The following is a 21,775-nucleotide window of genomic DNA, read 5'->3' as shown; positions in this document are numbered from 1 at the left end:
CTGTCACCGAAACGTCATTAAATTGACATATAACCTTTAGCCGCAGGTCCTAGGTTGCCCCCGTTTTCGAGATGGCGCCGCCACGATGGCAGGTCTCATCCGACCCAGGGGGCTCACGCCCGGACGCTTCTGACACGAAGGAAGATCAGAGACATGAAAACCGCACTTTACGCCAGCGCCGCGCTTGCCGTGGTCGCCGCTTTCGGCGCTACCGCCGTTCAGGCTCAGACCCGCGACACCATTCAGATTGCCGGCTCCTCGACGGTTCTGCCGTTCGCCTCGATCGTCGCCGAAGAGTTCGGCGCCGTTTTCCCCGAATTCAACACTCCGGTCGTCGGTTCGGGCGGCACCGGTGGTGGCTTCAGCCAGTTCTGTGAAGGCGTCGGCGACAACACCATCGACATCGCCAATGCTTCGCGCCCCATCCGTGAAGGCGAACTCGAAGCCTGCACCACCGCTGGCGTCGAAGACGTCCGTGAAGTTCAGTTCGGCTTTGACGGTATCGTCTTTGCCGTGTCCGCCGACGCTGGCGATTTTGCCCTGACGCCGGCCCACATCTACCAGGCTATTGCTGCCGAAGTTCCCGTCGACGGCGAACTCGTCACCAATCCCTACACCAACTGGTCGGAAATCGACGGTTCGCTTCCTGATCAGCCGATCGCCCTCGCGATCCCCGGCACCAACCACGGCACTCGTGAAGTGTTCGACGATAACGTCGTCGCTGCTGGCTGTGAAGCAGTCGGTCTGCCGGAAGGCGCTGCTGAAGAAGCTTGCACCACGCTCCGTCAGGACGTCGTCGTCGAAATCGCTGGCGACTACACCGAAACTCTGGCCCGCCTCCAGGCCGATCCCAACACCATGGGCGTGTTCGGTCTGTCCTTCTACGATCAGAACCGTGACACCCTCAAGGTTGCCACCATCGACGGCGTCGAGCCGACGCTCGAAACCATCGCTGCTGGCGAATATCCCGTGTCGCGTCCACTGTTCTTCTACGTCAAGGGCGAGCACATCGGCGTCGTTCCGGGTCTCCAGGAATATGTCGAGTTCTTCCTTTCCGACGCCATGATCGGCTCGGGCGGCACGCTCGAAGCTGCTGGTCTGATCCCGCAGCCGGTCGAAACCACCGAAGAAGTTCGCGCTTCTTTCGCTGGCGAATAAAGACTCCTACTCTACAATCTGGTCGCGCCCTTAAAGGGCGCGACCTTTGCGGCTTGGCCCAACCCTTGATTGAAGGATAGGCGATTTGAATTCCCTGCTGATCGCGCTCATCTTGCTCGTCATCCTCGGCTTGGCCTATCAGGTGGGCTGGTCTCGCAGCCGGGCGCTCGCAGTCGCCGGCGAGGGGCGGCTTCACTCCCGCCTCCACTACCACGGGGCGCTGACGGCCATCTGGGCCCTTGCGCCAGCCGTGTTGATCCTGGGCCTGTGGGCCCTGTTCGGCAACACCGTCATCAACAACTACATCACTTCCCTGCTGCCTGCCGAAATCGTGTCGGCGGGAGGCAACCAGCTTTTCACTGCCACCAACCGCGTGCGCGCCCTGGCCTCCGGCTATGGGGTCGCTGGTGAGGTTGCAGACTATGAAGCGGTCGCAGCCGACGCGCTGGCGCGCTTCCAGTTGATCGTGACGCTCATCGTCATCGGTGCCGCCGCCGGGTGTGCCATCCTGGCTCTGCTCTTCGCGCGCCGTCGCATCACGCCCCGTCTGCGGGCCCGCAACGAGGTCGAGCGCGCCATAACGCTGCTGCTGATCGCCTGTTCGGCCATCGCGATCCTGACGACGGTGGGCATCGTCGCTTCGCTCGTTACGGAAGCCATCCGCTTCTTCACCTTCGTCAATCCGCTCGATTTCTTCTTCGGCACCGTTTGGAACCCCGTATTTTCCTCCACCGGTGGCGGCAGCGGGAGCTACGGGCTTTTGCCGCTCCTCTGGGGCACGACGATGATTGCCGTCATCGCAATGCTGGTCGCGCTTCCCATCGGCCTTATGGCCGCGATCTATCTCAACCAGTACGCCACGCCTCGCGTTCGGGCCGTGGTCAAGCCGATCGTCGAAATCCTCGCGGGCATCCCCACCATCGTTTACGGCTTTTTCGCGCTGACCACCGTTGGCCCGTTCCTTGCCGGCCTTGGTGCCGTTATCGGCGTCGATATCCGCGGGACCAGCGCCCTTACGGCCGGCCTCGTCATGGGGGTGATGATCATCCCCTTCATCTCTTCGCTTTCCGACGACATCCTCAATCAGGTGCCGGTCTCGCTTCGCGACGGTTCGTTCGGTCTGGGCGCCACCAAGTCGGAAACCATCCGCCGCGTGCTGCTGCCAGCCGCGCTGCCGGGCATCGTCGGCGCGTTCCTGCTCGCGGTTTCCCGCGCCATCGGTGAAACCATGATCGTGGTGCTTGCGGCCGGCAACAGCCCCGTGCTGCGCGCCAATCCGTTCGAGCCGACTTCGACGGTGACCGTTTCGATCGTCAACCAGCTCACCGGCGATACCGACTTCACCGGGCCGCAGTCGCTGGTGGCCTTCGCGCTCGGTCTTACCCTCTTTGTGATGACGCTGTGTCTCAACGTCGTCGCGCTCTATATCGTCCGCCGCTTCCGGGAGCAGTACGACTGATGTCCGACATCGCTTCGAAATCGCAAGACGCTACTGCCCGCGATCGCCGCGCCCTGGTCCACAAGGGCCTGAACCGCCGTCACCGCACCGAGTTGATCTTCCGCAGCGCGGGCCTTCTGGCCATCTTTCTCGCGCTCGGCTTCGTGGCTGTGTTGTTCGGCACCATCCTCTCCAAGGGCATTCCGGCCTTTCAGCAGTCTTACATCACCCTCGATGTTACCTTCGACCCCGAAGTGATCGACGTCGATCCCGCGCCGGAACGCCAGGCAGGACAATCGGATGCCGATTTCCGCGCCGCGACCCTCGCCTGGGAACGCCAGGTGGCCATGCTCAACTGGAACCTGATCGTCGAGGACGCCGTGCGGCGGGTCACCCCGCCCGAAATCGAGATCGACCAGCGCCAATTGCTCTCGATCGTCGAAACCAGCGAGCGGCACCGCCTGCGCGAAATGTTCGTGGGCAATACCAATTTCCTGGGTAGAACCGTGCCGGTGGAGCTTCTCGCTTCGGCCAATGCGGACAACTGGCTCAAGGGCGCAATCAATCGTGACCTCGGCGATGCCCAGCAGCAGCTTTCTGCTCCCGCTCGCCAGCTTGCCGATTATCTTTACGAGAACGGCACCATCCACATGGGCTTCTCCTGGTCGATCCTGAGCAATGTGGACAGCCGCGCCGCTCCGGCCTCGGCGGGTCTGGCCGGTGCGTTCATGGGTTCGCTCTATATGATGCTCATCGTCATCCTCCTGGCGGTGCCCATCGGGGTGTCCAGCGCCATCTATCTCGAGGAATTCGCACCCAGATCGCGCCTGACCGATTTGATCGAGGTCAACATCAACAATCTCGCGGCGGTGCCTTCCATCGTCTTCGGTCTGCTCGGCGCGGCGGTGTTCATCAACTATTTCCGCCTGCCATTATCCGCTCCACTGGTCGGCGGTCTGGTGCTCACGCTCATGACCCTGCCAACCATCATCATCGCGACGCGCGCCGCCCTCAAGGGCGTGCCCCAGTCGCTGCGTCAGGCGGCGCTCGGCATGGGTGCATCCAGAACCCAGATGGTGTTCCACCACATCCTGCCGGTCACCTTCCCCTCGATCCTGACCGCGACCATCATCGGGGTTGCCCAGGCACTGGGGGAAACCGCTCCGCTGCTGCTGATCGGCATGAACGCCTTCGTCGCCCAGATCCCATCGAGCCCGGTCGATCAGGCGACGGCGCTGCCGGTCCAGATCTTCCTCTGGCAGGGCAATGAGAACCGCAATTTCTTCGAAGCGCGAACATCGGCGGCCATCATGGTTCTGCTGGCACTGATGATCATGCTCAACGCCATCGCAATTTTCCTGCGCAGCCGTTTGGAGCGTAAGCAATGACCTCAATCAATGTGACCGCGAGGAGTTCGCAAGAAATGTCTGCGACCCAACCCGAAGCCGCTGGCGTGCATCAGACGGTGCGTACGCCCGACCCCAACGCCCATCCCGCCCGCCTCAAGGCCAAGGACGTTTCGGTGTTCTACGGCGACAAGCAGGCGTTGTTCGACGTCTCCATCGATATCCCCGAAAAGTCTGTGTCGGCCTTTATCGGTCCCTCGGGCTGCGGCAAGTCCACGTTCCTGCGCTGCATCAACCGCATGAACGACACCATCGAAGGCGCGCGCGTGACCGGCGAGATTTCGCTCGATGGCGACAATCTCTATGATACCAGCCTCGACGTCGTCGAACTGCGTGCCCGGATCGGCATGGTGTTTCAAAAGCCCAACCCGTTCCCCAAGTCGATCTTCGAAAACGTCGCCTACGGTCCCAAGATCCACGGGCTGGCCCGCAACAAGGCCGACCTTGAGGAGATCGTCATCACTTCGCTCCAGAAGGCGGGTCTGTTCGAGGAGGTCAAGGATCGGCTGCACCAGCCCGGCACCGGCCTCTCGGGCGGGCAGCAACAGCGCCTGTGCATCGCGCGCGCCATCGCGGTGGGCCCCGAAGTGATCCTGATGGACGAGCCCTGTTCGGCCCTCGATCCGATCGCCACAGCGATCATCGAGGAACTGATCGACGAGCTGCGCAGCAATTATACGATCGTCATCGTCACCCACTCCATGCAGCAGGCTGCCCGTGTCAGCCAGAAGACGGCTTTCTTCCACCTGGGCAAGCTGATCGAGGAAGGTCCGACCGAAGAGATTTTCACCAATCCGCGGGAAAAGCGCACGCAGGATTATATCACTGGCCGTATCGGCTGAGGAGGAACGTCAGATGCCCCCGTCCACAGAACACATCGTAACCTCCTACGAAGACGAATTGACCGAACTGGCGCGCACCATTTCCGAAATGGGCGGCCTTGTCGAAAAGGCCATCGTCAACGCCACCGAGGCACTGATCCGGTCCGATAGCGAGCTTGCGCTCGCCACCATCGCCGCCGACAAGAAGATCGATGCGATGCAGACCCAGGTCGATGACATGGCCGTGTCGATCATCGCGCGGCGCCAGCCCATGGCCCAGGATTTGCGCCTCGTGATCGCCTCGATCCACGTCGCCAACGATCTTGAGCGGATCGGCGACATGGCCAAGTCGACCGCCCGTCGTTCGACCCAGATCGAAGGGCTCGCCATGTCCGTTCAGTTCAAGAACGGATTGCGCCATATGGGCGAACTGGCCCTGCGCCAGGTCAAGCTGGCGCTCGATGCGTTCGCCGCCCGCGACAAGGACATGGCCGTCGACGTCTTCGAACGCGATACCGAAGTCGATGCGCTCTATGTGTCGCTGTTCCGCGAGCTTCTGACCTACATGATGGAAGACCCGCGCAACATCACCATGTGCACGCATCTTCTGTTCTGCGGCAAGAACCTTGAACGCGTCGGCGATCACTCCACCAACATTGCCGAACAGGCTTATTTCCTCGCGACCGGCAAGTCACTGACCGCCGATGCCGAGGATGTAAAGCGCGAGCAGATCAAGGGCTGACCGTATGACGCCACAGGTTCTTGTCGTCGAGGACGAAGCCGATCTCGTCGAATTGCTGCGCTACAATCTCGAGGCCGAAAACTTCGCAGTCGCCACCGCCGAGGATTCCGAGGAAGCGATGCTGCGCATCGCCGAGACCACGCCTGATATCATCCTGCTTGACTGGATGCTGCCGGGCACCTCGGGCATCGAAATCTGCCGCCGCATCCGCGCCCGCACCGACACCGCCCGCATCCCCATCATCATGCTCACCGCCCGCGGCGAGGAAGAAGAGAGGGTGCGGGGGCTGGCGACCGGGGCCGACGATTACGTCGTCAAACCCTTCTCGCTCCCTGAATTGATGGCCCGCATCAACGCCCTCCTGCGCCGGTCCAACCCCCAGCTCATCGCCGCCGTGCTCAAGGCCGGCGATATCGAGCTGGATCGGACCACCCATCGCGTGCGCCGCTCAGGCAAGGAAGTTCATCTCGGTCCCACCGAATACCGCCTGCTCGAATATCTCATGGGCAATCCGGGTCGCGTCTATTCGCGCGAACAGCTTCTCGACGGCGTCTGGGGCACCGATGTCTATGTCGACGAGCGCACGGTGGACGTTCATGTGGGCCGCCTGCGCAAGGCCATCAACAAGGGCCGCGCCAAGGACCCCATCCGCACCGTGCGCGGCGCGGGCTACGCATTCGATGAAAAATTCGTAGTCGTTTAGCTGCAATTTTATCGAACTCAATTGCATTTGATTAAACCGGCTCGACAAAACGTAAATGTCGCAGCCGGTTTATTTTTGTCCGTAAGCATGTCGCATTAACGCTCATTTGCGCTTTTCTTTGCGCCCGCTCTCCGCGCCCGCGATAACGGATCAATTCCGGTGCGAGTGTGGATGCCATGCCCAGATCAGCCATTGCCGTCAAACAAGCCAGTTCCGGACAGGAGCGTTCGGGCCTCCTGCCACTGGTCCTCGACCTCGACAACACCCTGATCCGCACCGATCTGCTACATGAAACGGTGTTCGCCTATCTCAAGCAGAACCCTTTCAGCCTGTTTCTGATCACGCTCTGGCTGCTCAAGGGCAAGGCGTATTTGAAGCAACAGCTGGCCAGCCGGGTCACCCTTGAGGTGGACGATCTTCCGGTCAACGACGCGGTCGTCGCCTACGCCGAAGCCGAAAAAGCCAAAGGCCGCCAGATCGTTCTCGCGACGGCCGCCGATAGCCTGCTCGCCATGCGCATCGCCCGGCGTTTTGCTTTCATCGACAAGACCATAGCGTCCGATGGTGCCACAAATCTCAAGGGCCGCGCCAAGGCCGCCCGGCTGGCCGAAATGTTTCCCGAAGGCTTCGTTTACGCCGGCGATTGCGCTTCCGATCTCAATGTCTGGCGCATCGCCGGGGGCGCGGTTCTGGTCGAAACCAATGGCCGCGTCTCACGCGCCGCAACCCGCCTTACAACGGTCGAGCACGCCATCGCCCGCCCAGCGCGGTTGAAGGACTGGATCAAGGCCGCCCGACCCCATCAATGGGCAAAGAACGCCCTCGTTTTCGTGCCGCTAATGCTCGGCGGTAAGATGCTCGATCCTTCCGCCTGGGCCAGTGCTGGCCTCGCCTTCCTCGCCCTGGGCATCCTCGCTTCGGCCACTTATCTCCTCAACGATCTCTGGGACATCGCCGACGACCGCCGCCACTGGTCCAAGCGCAACCGGCCGCTCGCCTCTGGCCGCATGGCCATCGCCGAAGCCGTCGCCGCCATCCCGGTCGCCATGCTCGCCGCCTTCGCACTGGGTAGTCTCGTCAATCCGTTGGTCGTTGCAACGCTCGCCGCCTATCTCGTGCTGACTGTCGCCTATTCCATGGGCATCAAGCGCAAGCCCATTCTCGATGCCTTCACTCTCGCTGTGCTTTTCACTCTGCGGCTGGTGCTGGGCATCGTCGCGGTCGGCGTCATGGCCTCGCCCTGGCTGCTGGTCTTCTCGATGTTCCTTTTCGCGTCGCTGTCCTTTGCCAAGCGCAACACCGAGGTCCAGCGCCTCGCCGACAAGGGCGGCGTAGGCAAGGTCGGGGGCAGGGGATATTTCACCACCGACGCGCCCTTCATCATGGCCATGGGCGTCGCCAGCGGCATCGGCTCGGTTTTGATCCTGGTGCTCTATCTCACCCAGGACGCGCTCGCCGCCGATTTCTACTCCGATTCCATCTGGCTCTGGCTGATGCCCGCCGCGCTGTTCCTGTGGATCGGCCGCATCTGGATGCTGTGCTTTCGGGGCGAACTCAACGACGATCCCGTCGCCTTCGCCATGAAAGACCTCAAGAGCCTGATGCTCGCCGCCGGCCTGGCGCTCGGCTTCTTCCTCGCCTGGATCGGCATATGAGTCCTCAGGCCTTCCTCAAACTCCCCCAGCTCGTCAGGTTTCTCCTGCTGGGCGGGCTGGCGGCGGCCATCAACTGGCTGGTGCGTTTTCCGCTCTCGATGCTGATGCCGTTCCCGGCGGCGGTGTTCGTGGCCTATCTCATCGGCATGAGCGCCGGCTTCACGCTCTATCGCACCTATGTATTTCCCAATTCGGCCCAGCCGGTCGCGGTGCAGGCCGGCCTGTTCCTCACGGTCAACGCCGTCGGCGCCGTCGTTGTCATGGGCGTTTCCATCGGGCTTCTCGACCATCTCCTGCCGCTCATCGGCTCGTGGCTTCTGCCCGAAGCGATTGCACACGGCACTGGCATTGCGGTCGGCGCGGTAGTAAATTTCCTCGGCCACAAATATCTCAGTTTCCGGGTCGCCTCGGCCCGCCATCCCGATCGTGCCGAAAACCTGACTTGACGAGTCTATTTTAAGCGCCTACTCGGGAACACATCCAGAAGTGATCCGATATGCTGCGCCGTTTCTTCTCCTATTATGCCCCCTATAAGGGCCTGTTTGCCCTCGATTTCGGCTGCGCAGTCTTGGTGGGTCTGCTCGAACTTGGCTTCCCCGTGGTCGTCCAGCTCTATGTCGACCAGCTTCTGCCGAGCGAGAACTGGTTCTGGATTCTCGTCGTGGCGGGCGGGTTGCTGGTCATTTATCTGTTCAACGCGGCGCTGATGTCGATCGTGACCTATTGGGGCCACGCGCTGGGTATCGGCATCGAAACCGACATGCGCCGCCAGGCTTTCGATCATCTGCACAAGCTTTCCTTCCGCTATTTCGACAACAAGAAAACCGGGCATCTGATCACCCACGTCACCAAGGATCTCGAGGATGTGGGCGAAATCGCCCACCACGGGCCCGAGGATGTTTTCATCGCGGTGATGACCTTCATCGGCGCCTTCATCATCATGGCGCTGATGAATCTCAAGCTCGCCGCGCTCACCCTGCTCATCGTCCCGATCTCGGCTTTCCTCGTCTTCCGCTATGGCAGCGCCATGACCATGACCTGGAAGAAGCTCTACAGCCGGGTCGGCGATTTCAACCAGCGTATCGAAGAATCCATCGGCGGCGTCCGCGCCGTGCGTGCCTTCGCCAACGAGGCCCATGAGCGCTCGCTGTTCGAGGGTGACAATCAGAATTACCGCGCGACCAAGCTGCGAGCCTACAAGATCATGACCGCCTCGGTCTCGATTTCCTATCTCGGCAAGAGCTTCGTCCAGCTGCTCGTCATGCTGGCCGGTACTGCCCTCGTGATGTGGGGGGAAATGACCTATGGCGAATTCGTCGGTTTCCTGCTGCTGGTAACGGTGCTGTTCCGCCCCATAGACAAGATCATCTCGGTCATCGAGAGCTATCCCAAGGGCATTGCCGGTTTCAAACGCTTCACCGAACTCGTCGATACCGAACCCGATATCGTCGATGCTCCGGACGCACAGAAGATCGCTCATCTGCGTGGCGATATCGCTTTCGATAGCGTGGGCTTTGCCTATTCCGCCGACCGGCCCATCCTGCGCGATATCAGCCTCGATATCCGCGCCGGCGAAACCGTCGCGCTCGTTGGCCCCTCGGGCGCTGGCAAGACCACCATCTGCTCGCTCCTGCCCCGGTTCTACGAAATCAATACCGGCGCCATCACCATCGATGGCATCGACATCCGCAACATGACCCAGGACTCGCTGCGCAATCAGATCGGCATCGTCCAGCAGGACGTCTTCATGTTCGGCACCTCGATCCGCGATAACATCGCCTATGGCCGCCTCGGCGCCACCGACGAAGAGGTCATGGAAGCGGCTCGCAAGGCCCAGTTCGATGGCGTCATTGCCCAGCTCCCCGACGGGCTCGACACCATGGTGGGCGAACGCGGCGTCAAGCTCTCGGGTGGCCAGAAGCAGCGCCTCGCCATTGCGCGCATCTTCCTCAAGAACCCGCCGATCCTCATCCTCGACGAGGCGACGTCGGCGCTCGATACCGAAACCGAAATGCAGATCCAGCAGGCCCTTGCTGCGCTGTCGGAGGGGCGCACCACGCTGGTCATCGCCCACCGCCTGGCCACCATCCGCAACGCCGATAGGATCGTCGTCGTCCAGGACGGTCGCATTGCCGAACAAGGCACCCACGAGCAATTGCTGGAAAAATCCGGCGCCTATGCCCGCCTGCACAACGCCCAATTCGGCGCCTGGGCTGCGGAATAGAGGCTAACTCCCCGCCAAACCCAGCGCCAAAAACGCCATGGTCGCGAGGTTGAGCCCGATCCCATAGGTCACCAGCAGTGCCAATCCCTTGACGTCGCGATCGCTCAGCGCCAACGCCAACAAATAGAAGACGATCGGCAGCCAATCGAGCGCATAGCGCTGCACATTGTACTGCGAATATCCGTTTGAGTGGTAGAACAGCGTCGGCACCGCGATTACCAATATCGTCGCGATTCCGATCAGCACCGGCCGTCGCATCGGCGCGAAAAAGGCAAACAGCACGAACGGGCTCGCTGCTAATATCGCGGTCCCAGCCGCATCGAGCCCGACCGGATCGACCATCGAATTGCCGCCGAACTCCAGATGAAACCCCTGGAGGAACATATAGACGGTGTTGAACAGCAGATACGCCGACGACCACAGCCCATGCTCGGCCAGCCGATAATTGATCATCGACCCGCCTTCGGCGATATCGGCGCCGATCATATAGGGATAACCGGTCTGCATCGGATCGCCGAAGCGCAGGTAATTATAGGCGAGATAGACCAGAACCGCGACCGCCACCGGCAATCCGAGCTTGAGCACCCGCACGATATGGTCGCGCGAAAAACTGATCAGCGGCTCGAAGCGGTCGAGCGAGAGCGCGAAGAGAAACGGCAGGTAAAAAACCGCCATCTGCCGGCACAGGAACGCCGCCCCGATGCAGGCGCCAGCAACAATCAGGCTCCCCCCACGCACCAATTGGTGAATGGCCAGCGAGGTGAACGTGAAGCCGATGGCCTGCGCGAAGAACCATATCCCGTCCCCGCGGATCGTTACGAAATAGAGGGGCGTGGCGAATGCGATGCCCAGCAGAAGCCAGACCGCCACATCGCGGTCGACGTTCAGTCCCTCCAGAATACGCCACCACAGCCACACCGAAATCGCGAACGCTACGCCCGAAAGCAGCACGAAGCCGGAAAAATTCACCCCGAACAGGGCAACGAAGGGCAGGGCGACGATCGCCGGCACCGGCGGGAACATGACGAAAATCTTGTCCTCGAACCGCGCGCAATCCCCATCGTAGCAGGTTGTCGTATCCAGCCTGCCGTTGAGGAATGCCTCTGCCAGAAGCGCATAGCTGTTGGAGCCGGGATCTTCGAGGATCGCATAAAGCACCACCCCGCCAGCCAGTGCCAGCGCCATCAGCGCCGCGATCGCGAACAGAACGCCCATGGCGTTTATGCGGCTGAACATGATCCTTCGTCCCCCAAAGCATGTCGCAAAGCTTATGGACGAGCGGATTTAAGATTTGGTGTGGTCAGCCACCCGCTCTCGGCGCAAAGAACCGTTCGCCTGCCGCCCATCCGGCCCACACAGCGGCCAGCCACAAGACCACCGAGACTGCCACGTAAACCCCCGCGCTGCCCCAATCCCCACCCACGATCAGCGTCACGGTTTCCAGCGAAAAGGCCGAAAACGTCGTAAAGCCGCCGCAGAACCCCGTAATCAGCAGCGCTTCGAGCCAGGGTGTTACCGGTCTTTGCGCCGCCCATGCCGCTACGAACCCGATCGCCAGCGATCCAGCCACATTGGCGATCAGCGTGCCGGCCATCGCCCAATCGGCCAGCGTGGCAAGCGCGGCCATGGAAACGCCGAACCGCGCCAGCGCACCCATCGCTCCTCCAAGGGCAACGGCCCAGAGCAGTTTATCGCCCCTCAAAGCACCGCCCCCAGGCCATATCCAATGGCAAACCCGGTCACTGTCGCGCTGAGGCAAAAGAGGAGCGATCCGGCGATATTGACCAGCGCCAGCCCGGTTCTTTTCGTCCGCAGCATGGCCAGCGTTTGCAACGAAAAGCTCGAAACCGTCGTGTAGCTGCCGATCAGCCCGGTCACCAGCAGCAACCACGCCGCCCCATCGACCAATAGCCTTCCATCCGCCTCGACGGCCATTCCACCCGCCACCCCGATGACCAGGCACCCGGAAAGATTGGCCACGAAGATGCCGAGCGCATCATGGCGCAGCGCACGGCCGGACCATGCGGAAACGAGGTAGCGCAGCACCGCCCCCGCCGCGCCGCCTGTACCAACCAGCAGCATTGAAATCACCGCATCCCACATGCATCGACATCACAGCGATTCCGCGCTTCTGTCGAGCCATGGCGGCGCATTGGGGCGCTTGACTTGCGCATTGCCTGCCCATATTCACCGAGAGCCGAAAAAATTCTGAGGCCGGTTTGGTTATTCCGGCCCCTGTTCTTCCCAGGATACAGTCGCTTAAAGCGAACCCGCGGCACCACCCTTTGATCCGGTTGGTGCCTGAGCGGAGACGCGTCCCCGTCAGTTGCCGACCCCTGTTGGAAATTGCCATGACGGATAAAAAGACCCTTCTCCTCGCCCAATTGTTCATCACGTTTCAGATGGCCATTTCGATGTCGGGCATCATGAGCCTGTTTCAGCTCGGGCTGACGATGGAATGGCTCATGGCCTGGCCCGGCCAGTTCATCATCGCCTGGCCATCGCCTTTATTTTCACGATGGTCGCGAGCCGCGTGGGCTTTGCCCTGGCCCACAAGGTCACCGGCACAAGACGCGCGTAAAAACAGGGCGTCCGGATTGGGCGCCCTTCATATTGACTTTCGCGGCCCTGGTACTAAATACCCTGTATTCTACGAGGACGACCTCTCCCACAATGGGTATCGTTCGGGACGGCCCGAAAACCCCACCCCGCGCTTTTCGAGGCGCGGGTGCAAGGTCTTGAATTAGGAGTTCTGAACCATGCGTACATCCTGGGACCGTGTCCGCCATGCCCTTTTGTTCGAGGTCTTCGGCCTCATCCTCGTCATCCCGCTCGGCGCGCTGGTCTTTGCCATGCCCATGCACGATATCGGCGTCGTCGGGCTCGTGTCGGCCACGCTCGCGATGGTGTGGAACTACATCTACAATCTGATTTTCGACACCATTCTTCGGCGGACGCGCGGCAGCACGCTCAAAACCGTGCCTATGCGCATCATCCATGCGGTGCTGTTCGAAGTGGGGCTGCTGATCGTCCTCATGCCGTTTATCGCGTGGTATCTGAACATCTCGCTCATGCACGCACTAGTCATGGATATCAGCTTTGCCCTGTTCTACATGGCCTACGCCTTCGTCTTCAACTTCGCTTACGACAAGGCTTTCCCGCTGCCCGAATGGCAGCGCGCTGAGGCGTCCAGCTAAAATATCATGCCGCTGCGGTTGGCTATCGTCACCGCGGCGGCATTTGCTCCCACCGCCCATATCCGCGCATTTGCGAGCGCATGGTGGCGACGATGTCGTCGACGCTCACATGGGCTTCGGGGTGCCGCGCCAGCAAGGCGCGCGCCTCGGTTTCGATGTCGAAAGGCCGCCGCCTGTCTTTCTCTGCGTCACGCAACCGGTCGGCGATATCTACGGCAAGCAAGAGTTTCATAGCGCATCTCCCTGCGATATTTTTGGTTCTTGCCCCTGATCCTTCAAATAAAAGCCCGGTTGTCCGCACGTCGTCAAGCGGCCACGTTCATCAACATGGCATGTGAAGGCGGAGAAACTATGGTCACCGAACACGAAAAAGGCCCCGACGAAACGCCGGAGCCTTGATATTTCCGTCGTTGAAACGCTCAGCGCTTCCGACGGTCGATCTGGTGATAGGCCCGCCGCGAGTGGAATTCGCAATAGGGCTTGCTTTCTTCCGAATCCCGTCCGCAGAAGTGGAATTCGCTGCTCATCGGGTCGCCGATCGGCCATTTGCAGGTCTTTTCGGTGAGCTGCAGCAGCGAAATGCGCTCTTCGACGGGGATGAAGAGTTCGGCCACCTTTGCCGTGGTCTCCACCGCCACTTCCATGTCCATCTCGGTTTCGATCTTGAGCGCGGTGGCGCCGATGGTCGGGGCCGAGGTGGTCCGCCGCTGGCTCACGGCGCTTGCCGCTACCGATGCCGTTCCGCGAGGCCCCGACGGGGCCGATGGTCGGCGCGGAGCGGCGGGGCGCGGCGCCTTGGCGCGCGGGGCGACGCTCGTGGGCTTGGCGCGTGCCGAAAGTTTCAATCTGTGAACCTTGCCGATCACAGCGTTGCGGGTCACCCCGCCGCTGAGTTCGGCCGCGATCTGGCTTGCGCTGAGCCCCTCCATCCAGAGTTTCTTGAGGAGTGCGACGCGCTCGTCCGTCCAGGTCATCGATTATGCTCCAGGCCGTATTCTTGAATAGAGTCTTCTAGCGTGCGGGCAAACGCCATTGACCGCCGGCATACTAGCTGTCGTATGATGATGGGGTTCGCCACACGAGATATCGTGTTCCCAATGCCGTCATACTACACGGGCGGCGGAATCGGTGGCAAGGGCCGGGCAAATACTTTCCCCGGTTTATCCCAGTTCATTTTCATGCCGGTGGGCGATTGGCGCGGCCTGTTGCAAGGAGCGCACAGGCCAGTTTGCGCGCCCTTATTGAATCAGCAATGTGGCAGCGGTGAGTCAAGTCCGCTCCGCCCCGCAAATCGGGGCCACAGAATTGACTTTTTGCCCTCCGGCCAGCATAAGCAGGCGCGTGTATCGCGTGCCTGGGTCGCCCCTCGCGCGCTTTTATTTTTCATTCAACGAGAAGGCTGAAAATCCAATGTCTGCGCTCTATGGCACGTATGCCCGGTCCGAACTCGCCTTTGCGCGGGGCGAGGGCATGCGATTGTTCACGGAGGATGGCACCGCCTATCTCGATTTCGCCGCCGGCATCGCTGTCAACGCGCTCGGCTATGGCGACAAGCACGTGACAGATGCCCTCAAGGCCCAGGCCGACAAGGTCTGGCACACCTCCAACATCTTCGTTATCCCCGAGCAGGAAAAGCTCGCCCGGCGCCTCACCGAGATCACCTTCGCCGACAAGGTGTTCTTCACCAATTCGGGCGCCGAGGCGCTCGAATGCGCCATCAAGACGGCGCGGCGCTATTTCTGGGACAAGGGTGAAAAGGACCGCGTCGATATCATCGGCTTTTCGGGCTCCTTCCACGGCCGCACCACGGCGACCATCGCGGCGGCGGGCAACCCGGCCTATACCGAGGGTTTTGGCCCTATGCCGGGCTATAAGCACGCAAAGCCGGGCGATCTTGCCGCCGTCGAAGCATTGATCGACGAGAGGACCGCCGCCATCCTCATCGAGCCCGTCCAGGGCGAGGGCGGTGTCACCGCCTTCTCCGACAGCTATCTCAAGGGCCTGCGGGCGCTGTGCGACAAGAACGGTCTGCTGTTGATCTTCGACGAAGTCCAGTGCGGCTATGGCCGTACGGGCAAGTTCAACGCCTATGAATGGTCCGGCGTTACGCCCGATATCATGACGCTGGCCAAGGCCATCGGCAACGGCTTCCCGCTTGGCGCTTGCCTTGCCACCGAAGAGGTCGCCAGGGTCATGGTCCCGGGCACCCACGGCTCGACCTATGGCGGCAACCCCTTGGCCTGCGCGGTGGGCAACGCCGTGCTCGATCGGATACTCGAACCCGGCTTTCTCGAGCATGTCGACGCTGTGGGCAAGGTTCTTGCCCACGAGTTGCATCAACTGATGCAGAAATTCCCCCAATACGTCACCGAAGTGCGGGGCAGGGGGCTGATCGCCGGCATCAAGATCACCCCGCCGGTGCGCGATTTCGTCCAGCGCCTGCGCGAGCACAAGCTTTTGACCGTAGCGGCCAGCGACAACGTGCTGCGGCTTCTGCCACCGCTGATCGCCACCGAGGACGACGTCACGGAGGCCGTGCGCATCCTTGCCGAAGCCTTCGCCGAATACGAAGCCCAGACGGCCAGCGCCGCGCAATAGCGCCCTTTTATCGCTTCCAGGACATCCGATTATGACCGCGAGACATTTTCTCGACCTCAAGGATTTTTCCCATTCCGAACTTCGGGCCATCCTCGATTTCGCTCACGACCTCAAGAAGCGCCTGAAGGCCGGCGAGCGGCCGCGCCTGCTCGAGGACAAGGTTCTGGCGATGATCTTCGAGCGCCAGTCCACTCGTACCCGCGTCTCCTTTGATGTGGGCATGCGCCAGCTCGGCGGGCAGACATTGATGCTGACCGGCCAGGAAATGCAGCTCGCCCGCGAGGAGACCATCGAAGACACGGCGCGCGTGATGAGCCGCTATGTGGACGCGATCATGATCCGCATCCTCTCCCATGACGATCTGCTCGATCTGGCGGGAGCTTCCAGCGTGCCGGTCATCAACGGCCTTACGCGCCGCTCCCATCCCTGCCAGGTAATGGCCGATATCATGACCTATGAGGAACACGCCGGCTCGATCGAAGGCAAGAAAGTCGCCTGGATCGGGGATTCCAACAATGTGCTGGCATCCTGGGTTCACGCCACGGCACTGTTCGGCAACACGCTCGCCATCGCATGCCCCAAGGAATACTGGCCCGATCAGGGACTGTTGTCCGACATCGCCGAAGTGGGCGATGCGGTGACGCTGAGCACCGACCCGCTGGCCGCCGTTTCCGATGCCGATCTGGTCATCACCGACACCTGGGTGTCGATGGGCGATACCGATGAGGGCGGGCGCCGCCGCATCTTGAAACCCTTCCAGGTCAACACCAGATTGTTTTCCAACGCCGCGACCGGGGCGCTCTTCATGCATTGTCTGCCTGCCCACAGGGGCGACGAGGTCACCGATGAGGTGATCGACGGGCCGCAATCGGTCGTATTCGACGAAGCCGAAAACCGCCTGCACATCCAGAAGGCCATTCTCTGCTGGGCCTTCGGGATCGAAGCGATTTAGGGCGCTTTCAGCAAGCGCCACCACGAACGTTAGGACAAGAGATGAGCCAGACCTCTCTCGAACAGTTCGGGCTGGACAGGCCCGAAAGCGGAGACGACGTTGCCGTCCCGTTCACCCTCGAAAACCTCGATAGCCGCGGCCGCGTCGTCCGGCTGGGAGCCGAGCTCGACACCATCATCTCGCGCCACGGTTATCCCGAGCCCGTCGCCCGCCTTCTGGGCGAGGCGGTGACCCTCGCCGCGCTGATCGGCTCCTCGCTCAAATTCGATGGTCGCTTCATCCTCCAGTCGCGCACCGATGGTCCCGTGAGCCTGCTCGTCGTCGATTTCGACACGCCCGACGGGCTGCGCGCCTATGCGCGCTATGATGATGACGCGCTCGCGGAAGCCGAAAAGGCCGGCCGTACCAAGCCCGAGGACCTGCTGGGCAAGGGCATCCTGGCGCTCACCGTCGATCAGGGCGCCCATATGGACCGCTACCAGGGCATCGTCGCACTCGAAGGCGAGGGGCTCGAAGAGGTCGCCCACACCTATTTCATGCAGTCAGAGCAGATCCCGACCCGGGTTCGCCTTGCAGTTGCTGAGCATTCCGAGCGCGGACAGGCGCGTCCCGTCTGGCGGGCGGGCGGCGTGTTGCTGCAGCACCTGCCCGAGCACGGCCAGTCCATGATGCCCGATCTCCCCGGCGACGGCGATTTCGAAAATGACGAAACCGCCGATCCCGATTTCGTGGAGGACGACCGCTGGACCGAGGCCAAGGTGCTGCTCGACAGCCTCACCGATGCCGAACTCGCCGATCCCGATCTTTCGTCCGAACGGCTGCTGTTCCGCCTCTATCACGAGACCGGCGTGCGGGTCTTCGATCCCCAGATTCTCGTCGAGCGCTGCACCTGTTCTGCCGAGCGTGTCGAACAGATGATCAACGATTTCACCCCCGAAGACCGCAAGGACATGGTGGTCGACGGCCAGATCGAGGTTGTGTGCGAGTTCTGCTCGACCCATTATCACTTCAATCCCAACCAGTTCTAAGGGTCGTTCGGGCCTCGGCTTGGGGGCAACCGGGGGGACGCGAGATGGAAGCTGCCGATATCGGCCCAGAGCTTCATATCTATATCCGCACCATCATGGGCATGGTGCTCGGACTGGCGCTGGGCCGGCTGTTTGCCGGCCTCGCCAAATTCGTTCAGACCGCTGAGGAACGGCGCATCTATCTCACCCACATCGTTTGGGTGGCGTATTTGTTTTTCGCCATCGTCACTTTCTGGTGGTGGGAGGTCCAGCTTGTCAGGGTCACCGATTGGACGCTGTGGTCCTATCTCTTTCTGATCGCTTATACCGGCTCGTTCTTTTTTCTCTGCGCATTGCTGTTTCCCGACGATCTGCGCGGAGGGGATGGGTATGCGACCTATCTGATCAGGCGCCGGCACTGGTTCTTTGCAATCCTCGCACTCAACCTGGGCGCCGATTTCATCGACACCGCGATCAAGGGCTGGGATTATTTCCAAAGCCTTGGTATCCTTTACCCGATCCGCAATCTGGTGCTGATCGGACTGTGCCTCGTCGCCATCCGCACCGCCTCGCTGCGCTTCCATGCAGTTTTCGCGCTCGCCGCTCTCGTTGCCGAGGTCGGCTGGACGGTCTGGGAGTATCGTGTGCCCAACCTATAGGCAGCGCCCGTCAGCGAGCCTTTATTCCCGCGCCAGCGCCTCGACCGGATCGAGCCGCGCCGCCGATCGCGCCGGCATGAAGCCGAAAACGATCCCGATCAACGAGGACGAGACAAACGCCGTGATGATCGTCGCTGTGGAATAGGCGAGCCGCGCGTCGGGCAGGATCAGCGTCAGCCCTTGCCCGAACGCGAAAGACAGCACCACGCCCACCGTCCCTCCCACCAGGCACACCAGTACCGCTTCGATCAGGAACTGGCGCATGATATCGCTGCGCCGCGCACCCACTGCCATGCGCACCCCGATCTCCTTGGTCCGCTCCGAGACCGAGACGAGCATGATGTTCATCACTCCGATCCCGCCCACCACCAGCGAAATCAGCGCGATCATCGAAATCAGCAGCGCCAGCGTTTGGCTGGTGCTCTGAATCGTCTCGCGGATCGTGTCGGTGTTCTGGAGCGAAAAATCCACGGTCCCGTGCCGCTGGGAGAGGATCGCCGTGATGCGCTCCTCGGCTTCCGCCATGTCGGCGCTGTCGGCGACCCGCACCGTGATGCCGCCCAGATGGGCCTGGCCCAATAGCCGCGCCATAACCGTGGTATAGGGCGCCCACACATTGATGTTATTGCCGAACCCGAACCCCATCGTCTCGTCCTCGACCACGCCGATCACCCGAACCGGCACGTTGTCGAGAATGACGACCTGTCCCAGCGGATCGGTGGTTCCGAACAGCGTTTCGGCGGCGGTCTCGTCGATCACCGCTTCCTGGGCCCGGTCGGTGATGCTCGCCTGGCCGAAAGACTGCCCCGCCAAGAAATCGCGCCCGGCAGTGCGGAAATAATCGGCGCCGACCCCAGTCACCGACGCGCCCGCCGTCACGCTCCTGAACCGCGCATCGGCGTTGGCCGAAACCTGCGGCGAAACGCTGTCGGCGAAGTCCTCTTCGGCGAGTGCCGCCGCATCGGCTTCCGTCAGCGTCTGGATATTGCCCCAGCGCCGTTCGGCGGGGCTCACGCCCGGCGAGATGTTGATCGTGCTCGTCCCGATCGATGAAATCTGTTCGAGCACCTGTTCCTGGCTGCCTTGCCCCAGCGCCACCACCGAAACTACCGAGGCGATGCCGATGATGATGCCGAGCATGGTGAGGAACGTGCGCATCCGGTGCGCGCCCATCGCACGCACCGCCATCGAGAAGGCCTCGGCGAAATTGTCGATCCCCGCCCGCCAGCTCGGCGCCCGCCGCACCGCCGCATCCCCGGCGGGCAGGGGCGCCGTCCGCTCGTCATTGTAGCCGTCGGAGATGATCACCCCGTCCTTGATCTCGACCACCCGCTGGCACTGCCGGGCGATTTCGGGATCGTGGGTGACGATGATGATCGTGTGCCCTTCGGCATTGAGTTCGGCCAGCAGCGCCATCAACTCGGTACCCGAACGCGAGTCCAGCGCACCGGTCGGCTCGTCCGCAAGGATCACCTCGCCGCCGTTCATCAGCGCCCGCGCCACCGAAACGCGCTGCTGTTGCCCGCCCGAAAGCTCCGATGGCCGATGCTCCAGCCGCTCGCCCAGCCCCAGCCGGGTCAGAAGGTCCGACGCGCGCTGCCGCCGCGCCGTCCGTGCCGCGCCGGCATAGACGGCGGGCACCTCGACGTTCTCGACGGCGTCGAGTTCGGTCAGAAGCTGGTATCGCTGGAAGATGAACCCGAAATGCTCGCGCCGCAGTTCGGCCAGCCCGTCGGGCGACAGCTTGCGCACGTCCTTGCCGGCAAAGCTGTAGCTCCCCGTCCAGCCATCGTCGAGACAGCCGAGCACGTTCATCAGCGTCGACTTGCCCGACCCGGACTGACCGATGATCGCCACCATCTCGCCGGGAAAAATGTCGAGATCGATATCCTTGAGCACCGCGAGCTTTTCGTCGCCTGCCTGATACTCGCGTCGGAGGTAGCGGATCGATATGATCGGCCGCGTCATCCCCCCGGTCCCCTCATCATCACCGGGCCGCCCATCATGCGTCCTCCACCGCCAGCCGCGGCGACATTGGTGGATACGCCTCCGGCCACGATCAGTTCGCCCTCGGCCAGCCCCTCGACGATTTCGGCATCGATATTGTTGTTGAGCCCCACCGTCACCGGACGGCGCTCGATCACCTGCGATGCGGGGTCGTACACCCTGACGCTCGCCCCATTTGGTCCAGTCGTCAGCGCCGAAGCAGGAACGATCAGCGCGTTCTCGGCCTCATCGAGCACGATGGTCACCTGCGCGGTCATGGAAATACGCAGCCGCCGGTCGGGATTGGGCACGGTGAACCGGCCATTGTAATAGACAGCCGTCGCCGTCTCGGTGGTTTCCGAATTGATCGATTCCGGCGCCGGCTCCACATCGATCAGCGTCGCCCCGATCTCGTTGTCGGGCTCGCCCAGAATGGTGAAATACACCCGCTGCCCCGGCGAGACCCTCGGCACATCGGCTTCGGAGATTTCCGCCTTGACGATCATGGTGTCGAGATCGGCGATCCGCACGATGGTGGGGACTTCCGAATTGGCGTTGACCGTCTGGCCCTGTTCGGCCAGCACAGCCACGATCGTGCCGGCCGATGGCGCGGTGATCCGAGTCCGTTCGAGATCGAGATTGGCCGAAGCCACTTGGAGCTGCGCCGAAAGGATCTGGGCTTCGAACTGCTCGACCTGTGCCTGCGCCACCTCGGCGGCGATCTCCGCCTCTTCGAGCGCCGAGGCCGAAATAAGGTTCTGGTCCCGTAATTGCTGCGAGCGCGCTAAAGTCTGCTCGGCCTGCCGCGCATTGGCCTCTTGGATGCGCTTTTGCGCCTCCGCGCTGGCCAGCGCCGCTTCGGCGGCCAGCACAGCGTTTTCCTGCTCCAGCGAATTGATTTCCGCGATCAGATCGCCTTGCTCGACCTCGTCGCCGAGCCCGACATGGAGCGTATTGATGCGCCCGGAAACCTCCGCGCCCACATTGACGAGCGAATTCGCCTCCAAAATCCCGGTCGCCAGCACCGTCTGTTCCACCGAGCCGCGTTCGACCGGCGTGGTGCGCGGCTCGGCAGCGGGCGCTGGCGCCATGAAATACTGCCAGGCGAAATAACCGACGGCGACGATCAGAACCAAAACGATGAGACGAATGAAGATCTTCAAGGGCGCAAGACCGCTGTTGAGTGAAAAACGCCGGACATTCCGATGCGATACCCAAACAATAAGGCG

The 21,775-nt window shown here is 61.9% G+C and carries 22 protein-coding genes; 15 read left to right on the top strand and 7 right to left on the bottom strand.

The window, feature by feature from the left end; translation table 11 throughout:
* Nucleotides 1–153 precede the first annotated feature (153 nt).
* The 9 genes from V4T21_RS16685 to V4T21_RS16645 all read left to right on the top strand — a co-directional run bounded on the left by V4T21_RS16685 (nt 154) and on the right by V4T21_RS16645 (nt 10,147).
* Nucleotides 154–1,158, top strand: a complete 1,005-nt coding sequence (locus tag V4T21_RS16685; RefSeq protein ID WP_332718921.1) for a PstS family phosphate ABC transporter substrate-binding protein — start codon at nt 154–156, stop codon at nt 1,156–1,158.
* Nucleotides 1,159–1,243: 85 nt separating this feature from the next.
* Nucleotides 1,244–2,617 (top strand): phosphate ABC transporter permease subunit PstC, encoded by a 1,374-nt coding sequence (gene pstC, locus V4T21_RS16680; RefSeq protein ID WP_332718919.1) that lies wholly within the window; start codon nt 1,244–1,246, stop codon nt 2,615–2,617.
* On the top strand, nt 2,617–3,984 hold the full coding sequence (gene pstA, locus V4T21_RS16675) for a phosphate ABC transporter permease PstA (protein ID WP_332718917.1): 1,368 nt from the start codon (nt 2,617–2,619) through the stop codon (nt 3,982–3,984). The genes pstC and pstA overlap by 1 nt, the downstream gene beginning before the upstream one ends.
* Before the next feature lie 35 nt (nt 3,985–4,019).
* The gene (pstB, locus tag V4T21_RS16670; RefSeq protein WP_332718915.1) at nt 4,020–4,844 is read left to right on the top strand and encodes a phosphate ABC transporter ATP-binding protein PstB; all 825 of its coding nucleotides are present in this window, start codon (nt 4,020–4,022) and stop codon (nt 4,842–4,844) included.
* A 13-nt stretch (nt 4,845–4,857) separates the two neighbouring features.
* A complete protein-coding gene (gene phoU / locus V4T21_RS16665; protein WP_332718913.1) occupies nt 4,858–5,565 on the top strand; it encodes a phosphate signaling complex protein PhoU in 708 nt (235 codons plus the stop codon).
* A gap of 4 nt (nt 5,566–5,569) precedes the next feature.
* Nucleotides 5,570–6,268: a phosphate regulon transcriptional regulator PhoB gene (gene phoB, locus V4T21_RS16660; RefSeq protein ID WP_332718911.1), complete on the top strand. Its 699-nt coding sequence runs from the start codon at nt 5,570–5,572 to the stop codon at nt 6,266–6,268.
* Nucleotides 6,269–6,444: 176 nt separating this feature from the next.
* Nucleotides 6,445–7,923 (top strand): UbiA family prenyltransferase, encoded by a 1,479-nt coding sequence (locus V4T21_RS16655; RefSeq protein ID WP_332718909.1) that lies wholly within the window; start codon nt 6,445–6,447, stop codon nt 7,921–7,923.
* The gene (locus V4T21_RS16650) at nt 7,920–8,369 is read left to right on the top strand and encodes a GtrA family protein (protein WP_332718907.1); all 450 of its coding nucleotides are present in this window, start codon (nt 7,920–7,922) and stop codon (nt 8,367–8,369) included. Before V4T21_RS16655 ends, V4T21_RS16650 begins: the two co-directional genes overlap by 4 nt.
* Before the next feature lie 50 nt (nt 8,370–8,419).
* Nucleotides 8,420–10,147, top strand: a complete 1,728-nt coding sequence (locus tag V4T21_RS16645) for an ABC transporter ATP-binding protein (protein WP_332718905.1) — start codon at nt 8,420–8,422, stop codon at nt 10,145–10,147.
* Nucleotides 10,148–10,150: 3 nt separating this feature from the next.
* Here the strand turns inward: V4T21_RS16645 and V4T21_RS16640 are convergent, their stop codons facing one another.
* The 3 genes from V4T21_RS16640 to V4T21_RS16630 form a co-directional block, all read right to left on the bottom strand.
* Complete coding sequence (locus V4T21_RS16640; RefSeq protein WP_332718903.1) at nt 10,151–11,383, bottom strand: glycosyltransferase family protein; 1,233 nt, start codon at nt 11,381–11,383, stop codon at nt 10,151–10,153.
* 64 nt (nt 11,384–11,447) lie between these two features.
* Nucleotides 11,448–11,849 (bottom strand): fluoride efflux transporter CrcB, encoded by a 402-nt coding sequence (gene crcB / locus V4T21_RS16635; protein ID WP_332718901.1) that lies wholly within the window; start codon nt 11,847–11,849, stop codon nt 11,448–11,450.
* Nucleotides 11,846–12,229, bottom strand: coding sequence for a fluoride efflux transporter FluC (locus tag V4T21_RS16630; RefSeq protein ID WP_332718899.1), 384 nt, complete (start codon nt 12,227–12,229; stop codon nt 11,846–11,848). The genes crcB and V4T21_RS16630 overlap by 4 nt, the downstream gene beginning before the upstream one ends.
* Nucleotides 12,230–12,498: 269 nt before the next feature.
* On the opposite strand from V4T21_RS16630, the gene V4T21_RS16625 reads away from it, so the two are divergent.
* Nucleotides 12,499–12,894, top strand: a complete 396-nt coding sequence (locus V4T21_RS16625) for a DUF2798 domain-containing protein (RefSeq protein WP_332718898.1) — start codon at nt 12,499–12,501, stop codon at nt 12,892–12,894.
* Nucleotides 12,895–12,906: 12 nt separating this feature from the next.
* The gene (locus V4T21_RS16620; RefSeq protein WP_332718896.1) at nt 12,907–13,344 is read left to right on the top strand and encodes a PACE efflux transporter; all 438 of its coding nucleotides are present in this window, start codon (nt 12,907–12,909) and stop codon (nt 13,342–13,344) included.
* A 28-nt stretch (nt 13,345–13,372) separates the two neighbouring features.
* Here the strand turns inward: V4T21_RS16620 and V4T21_RS16615 are convergent, their stop codons facing one another.
* Nucleotides 13,373–13,576, bottom strand: coding sequence for a hypothetical protein (locus V4T21_RS16615; protein WP_332718895.1), 204 nt, complete (start codon nt 13,574–13,576; stop codon nt 13,373–13,375).
* 187 nt (nt 13,577–13,763) lie between these two features.
* Complete coding sequence (locus V4T21_RS16610; protein ID WP_332718893.1) at nt 13,764–14,318, bottom strand: GcrA family cell cycle regulator; 555 nt, start codon at nt 14,316–14,318, stop codon at nt 13,764–13,766.
* 436 nt (nt 14,319–14,754) lie between these two features.
* Between V4T21_RS16610 and V4T21_RS16605 the strand changes: the two genes are divergently transcribed.
* From V4T21_RS16605 to V4T21_RS16590, 4 genes are read left to right on the top strand one after another with little or no spacing between them, the layout of a single operon-like run.
* Nucleotides 14,755–15,942: an aspartate aminotransferase family protein gene (locus tag V4T21_RS16605; RefSeq protein ID WP_332718891.1), complete on the top strand. Its 1,188-nt coding sequence runs from the start codon at nt 14,755–14,757 to the stop codon at nt 15,940–15,942.
* A gap of 31 nt (nt 15,943–15,973) precedes the next feature.
* Nucleotides 15,974–16,894 (top strand): ornithine carbamoyltransferase, encoded by a 921-nt coding sequence (gene argF / locus V4T21_RS16600; protein WP_332718889.1) that lies wholly within the window; start codon nt 15,974–15,976, stop codon nt 16,892–16,894.
* 41 nt (nt 16,895–16,935) lie between these two features.
* Nucleotides 16,936–17,922 carry an Hsp33 family molecular chaperone gene (locus V4T21_RS16595; RefSeq protein WP_332718887.1) on the top strand — a complete coding sequence of 329 codons (987 nt, stop codon included), beginning with the start codon at nt 16,936–16,938 and terminating at the stop codon, nt 17,920–17,922.
* Between the two features lie 44 nt (nt 17,923–17,966).
* Nucleotides 17,967–18,560: a hypothetical protein gene (locus tag V4T21_RS16590; protein WP_332718885.1), complete on the top strand. Its 594-nt coding sequence runs from the start codon at nt 17,967–17,969 to the stop codon at nt 18,558–18,560.
* Between the two features lie 21 nt (nt 18,561–18,581).
* Here the strand turns inward: V4T21_RS16590 and V4T21_RS16585 are convergent, their stop codons facing one another.
* Both V4T21_RS16585 and V4T21_RS16580 read right to left on the bottom strand, forming a co-directional pair.
* Nucleotides 18,582–20,528 (bottom strand): MacB family efflux pump subunit, encoded by a 1,947-nt coding sequence (locus tag V4T21_RS16585; protein WP_332718884.1) that lies wholly within the window; start codon nt 20,526–20,528, stop codon nt 18,582–18,584.
* Nucleotides 20,525–21,709 (bottom strand): efflux RND transporter periplasmic adaptor subunit, encoded by a 1,185-nt coding sequence (locus V4T21_RS16580; protein ID WP_332718882.1) that lies wholly within the window; start codon nt 21,707–21,709, stop codon nt 20,525–20,527. The genes V4T21_RS16585 and V4T21_RS16580 overlap by 4 nt, the downstream gene beginning before the upstream one ends.
* Nucleotides 21,710–21,775 lie beyond the last annotated feature (66 nt).

The organism is Pelagibacterium mangrovi (assembly GCF_036662815.1).
GTDB lineage: Bacteria > Pseudomonadota > Alphaproteobacteria > Rhizobiales > Devosiaceae > Pelagibacterium > Pelagibacterium mangrovi.
The sequence above is the reverse complement of the archived record's forward strand: the minus strand, read 5'-3'. Positions and strand labels throughout refer to the sequence as shown.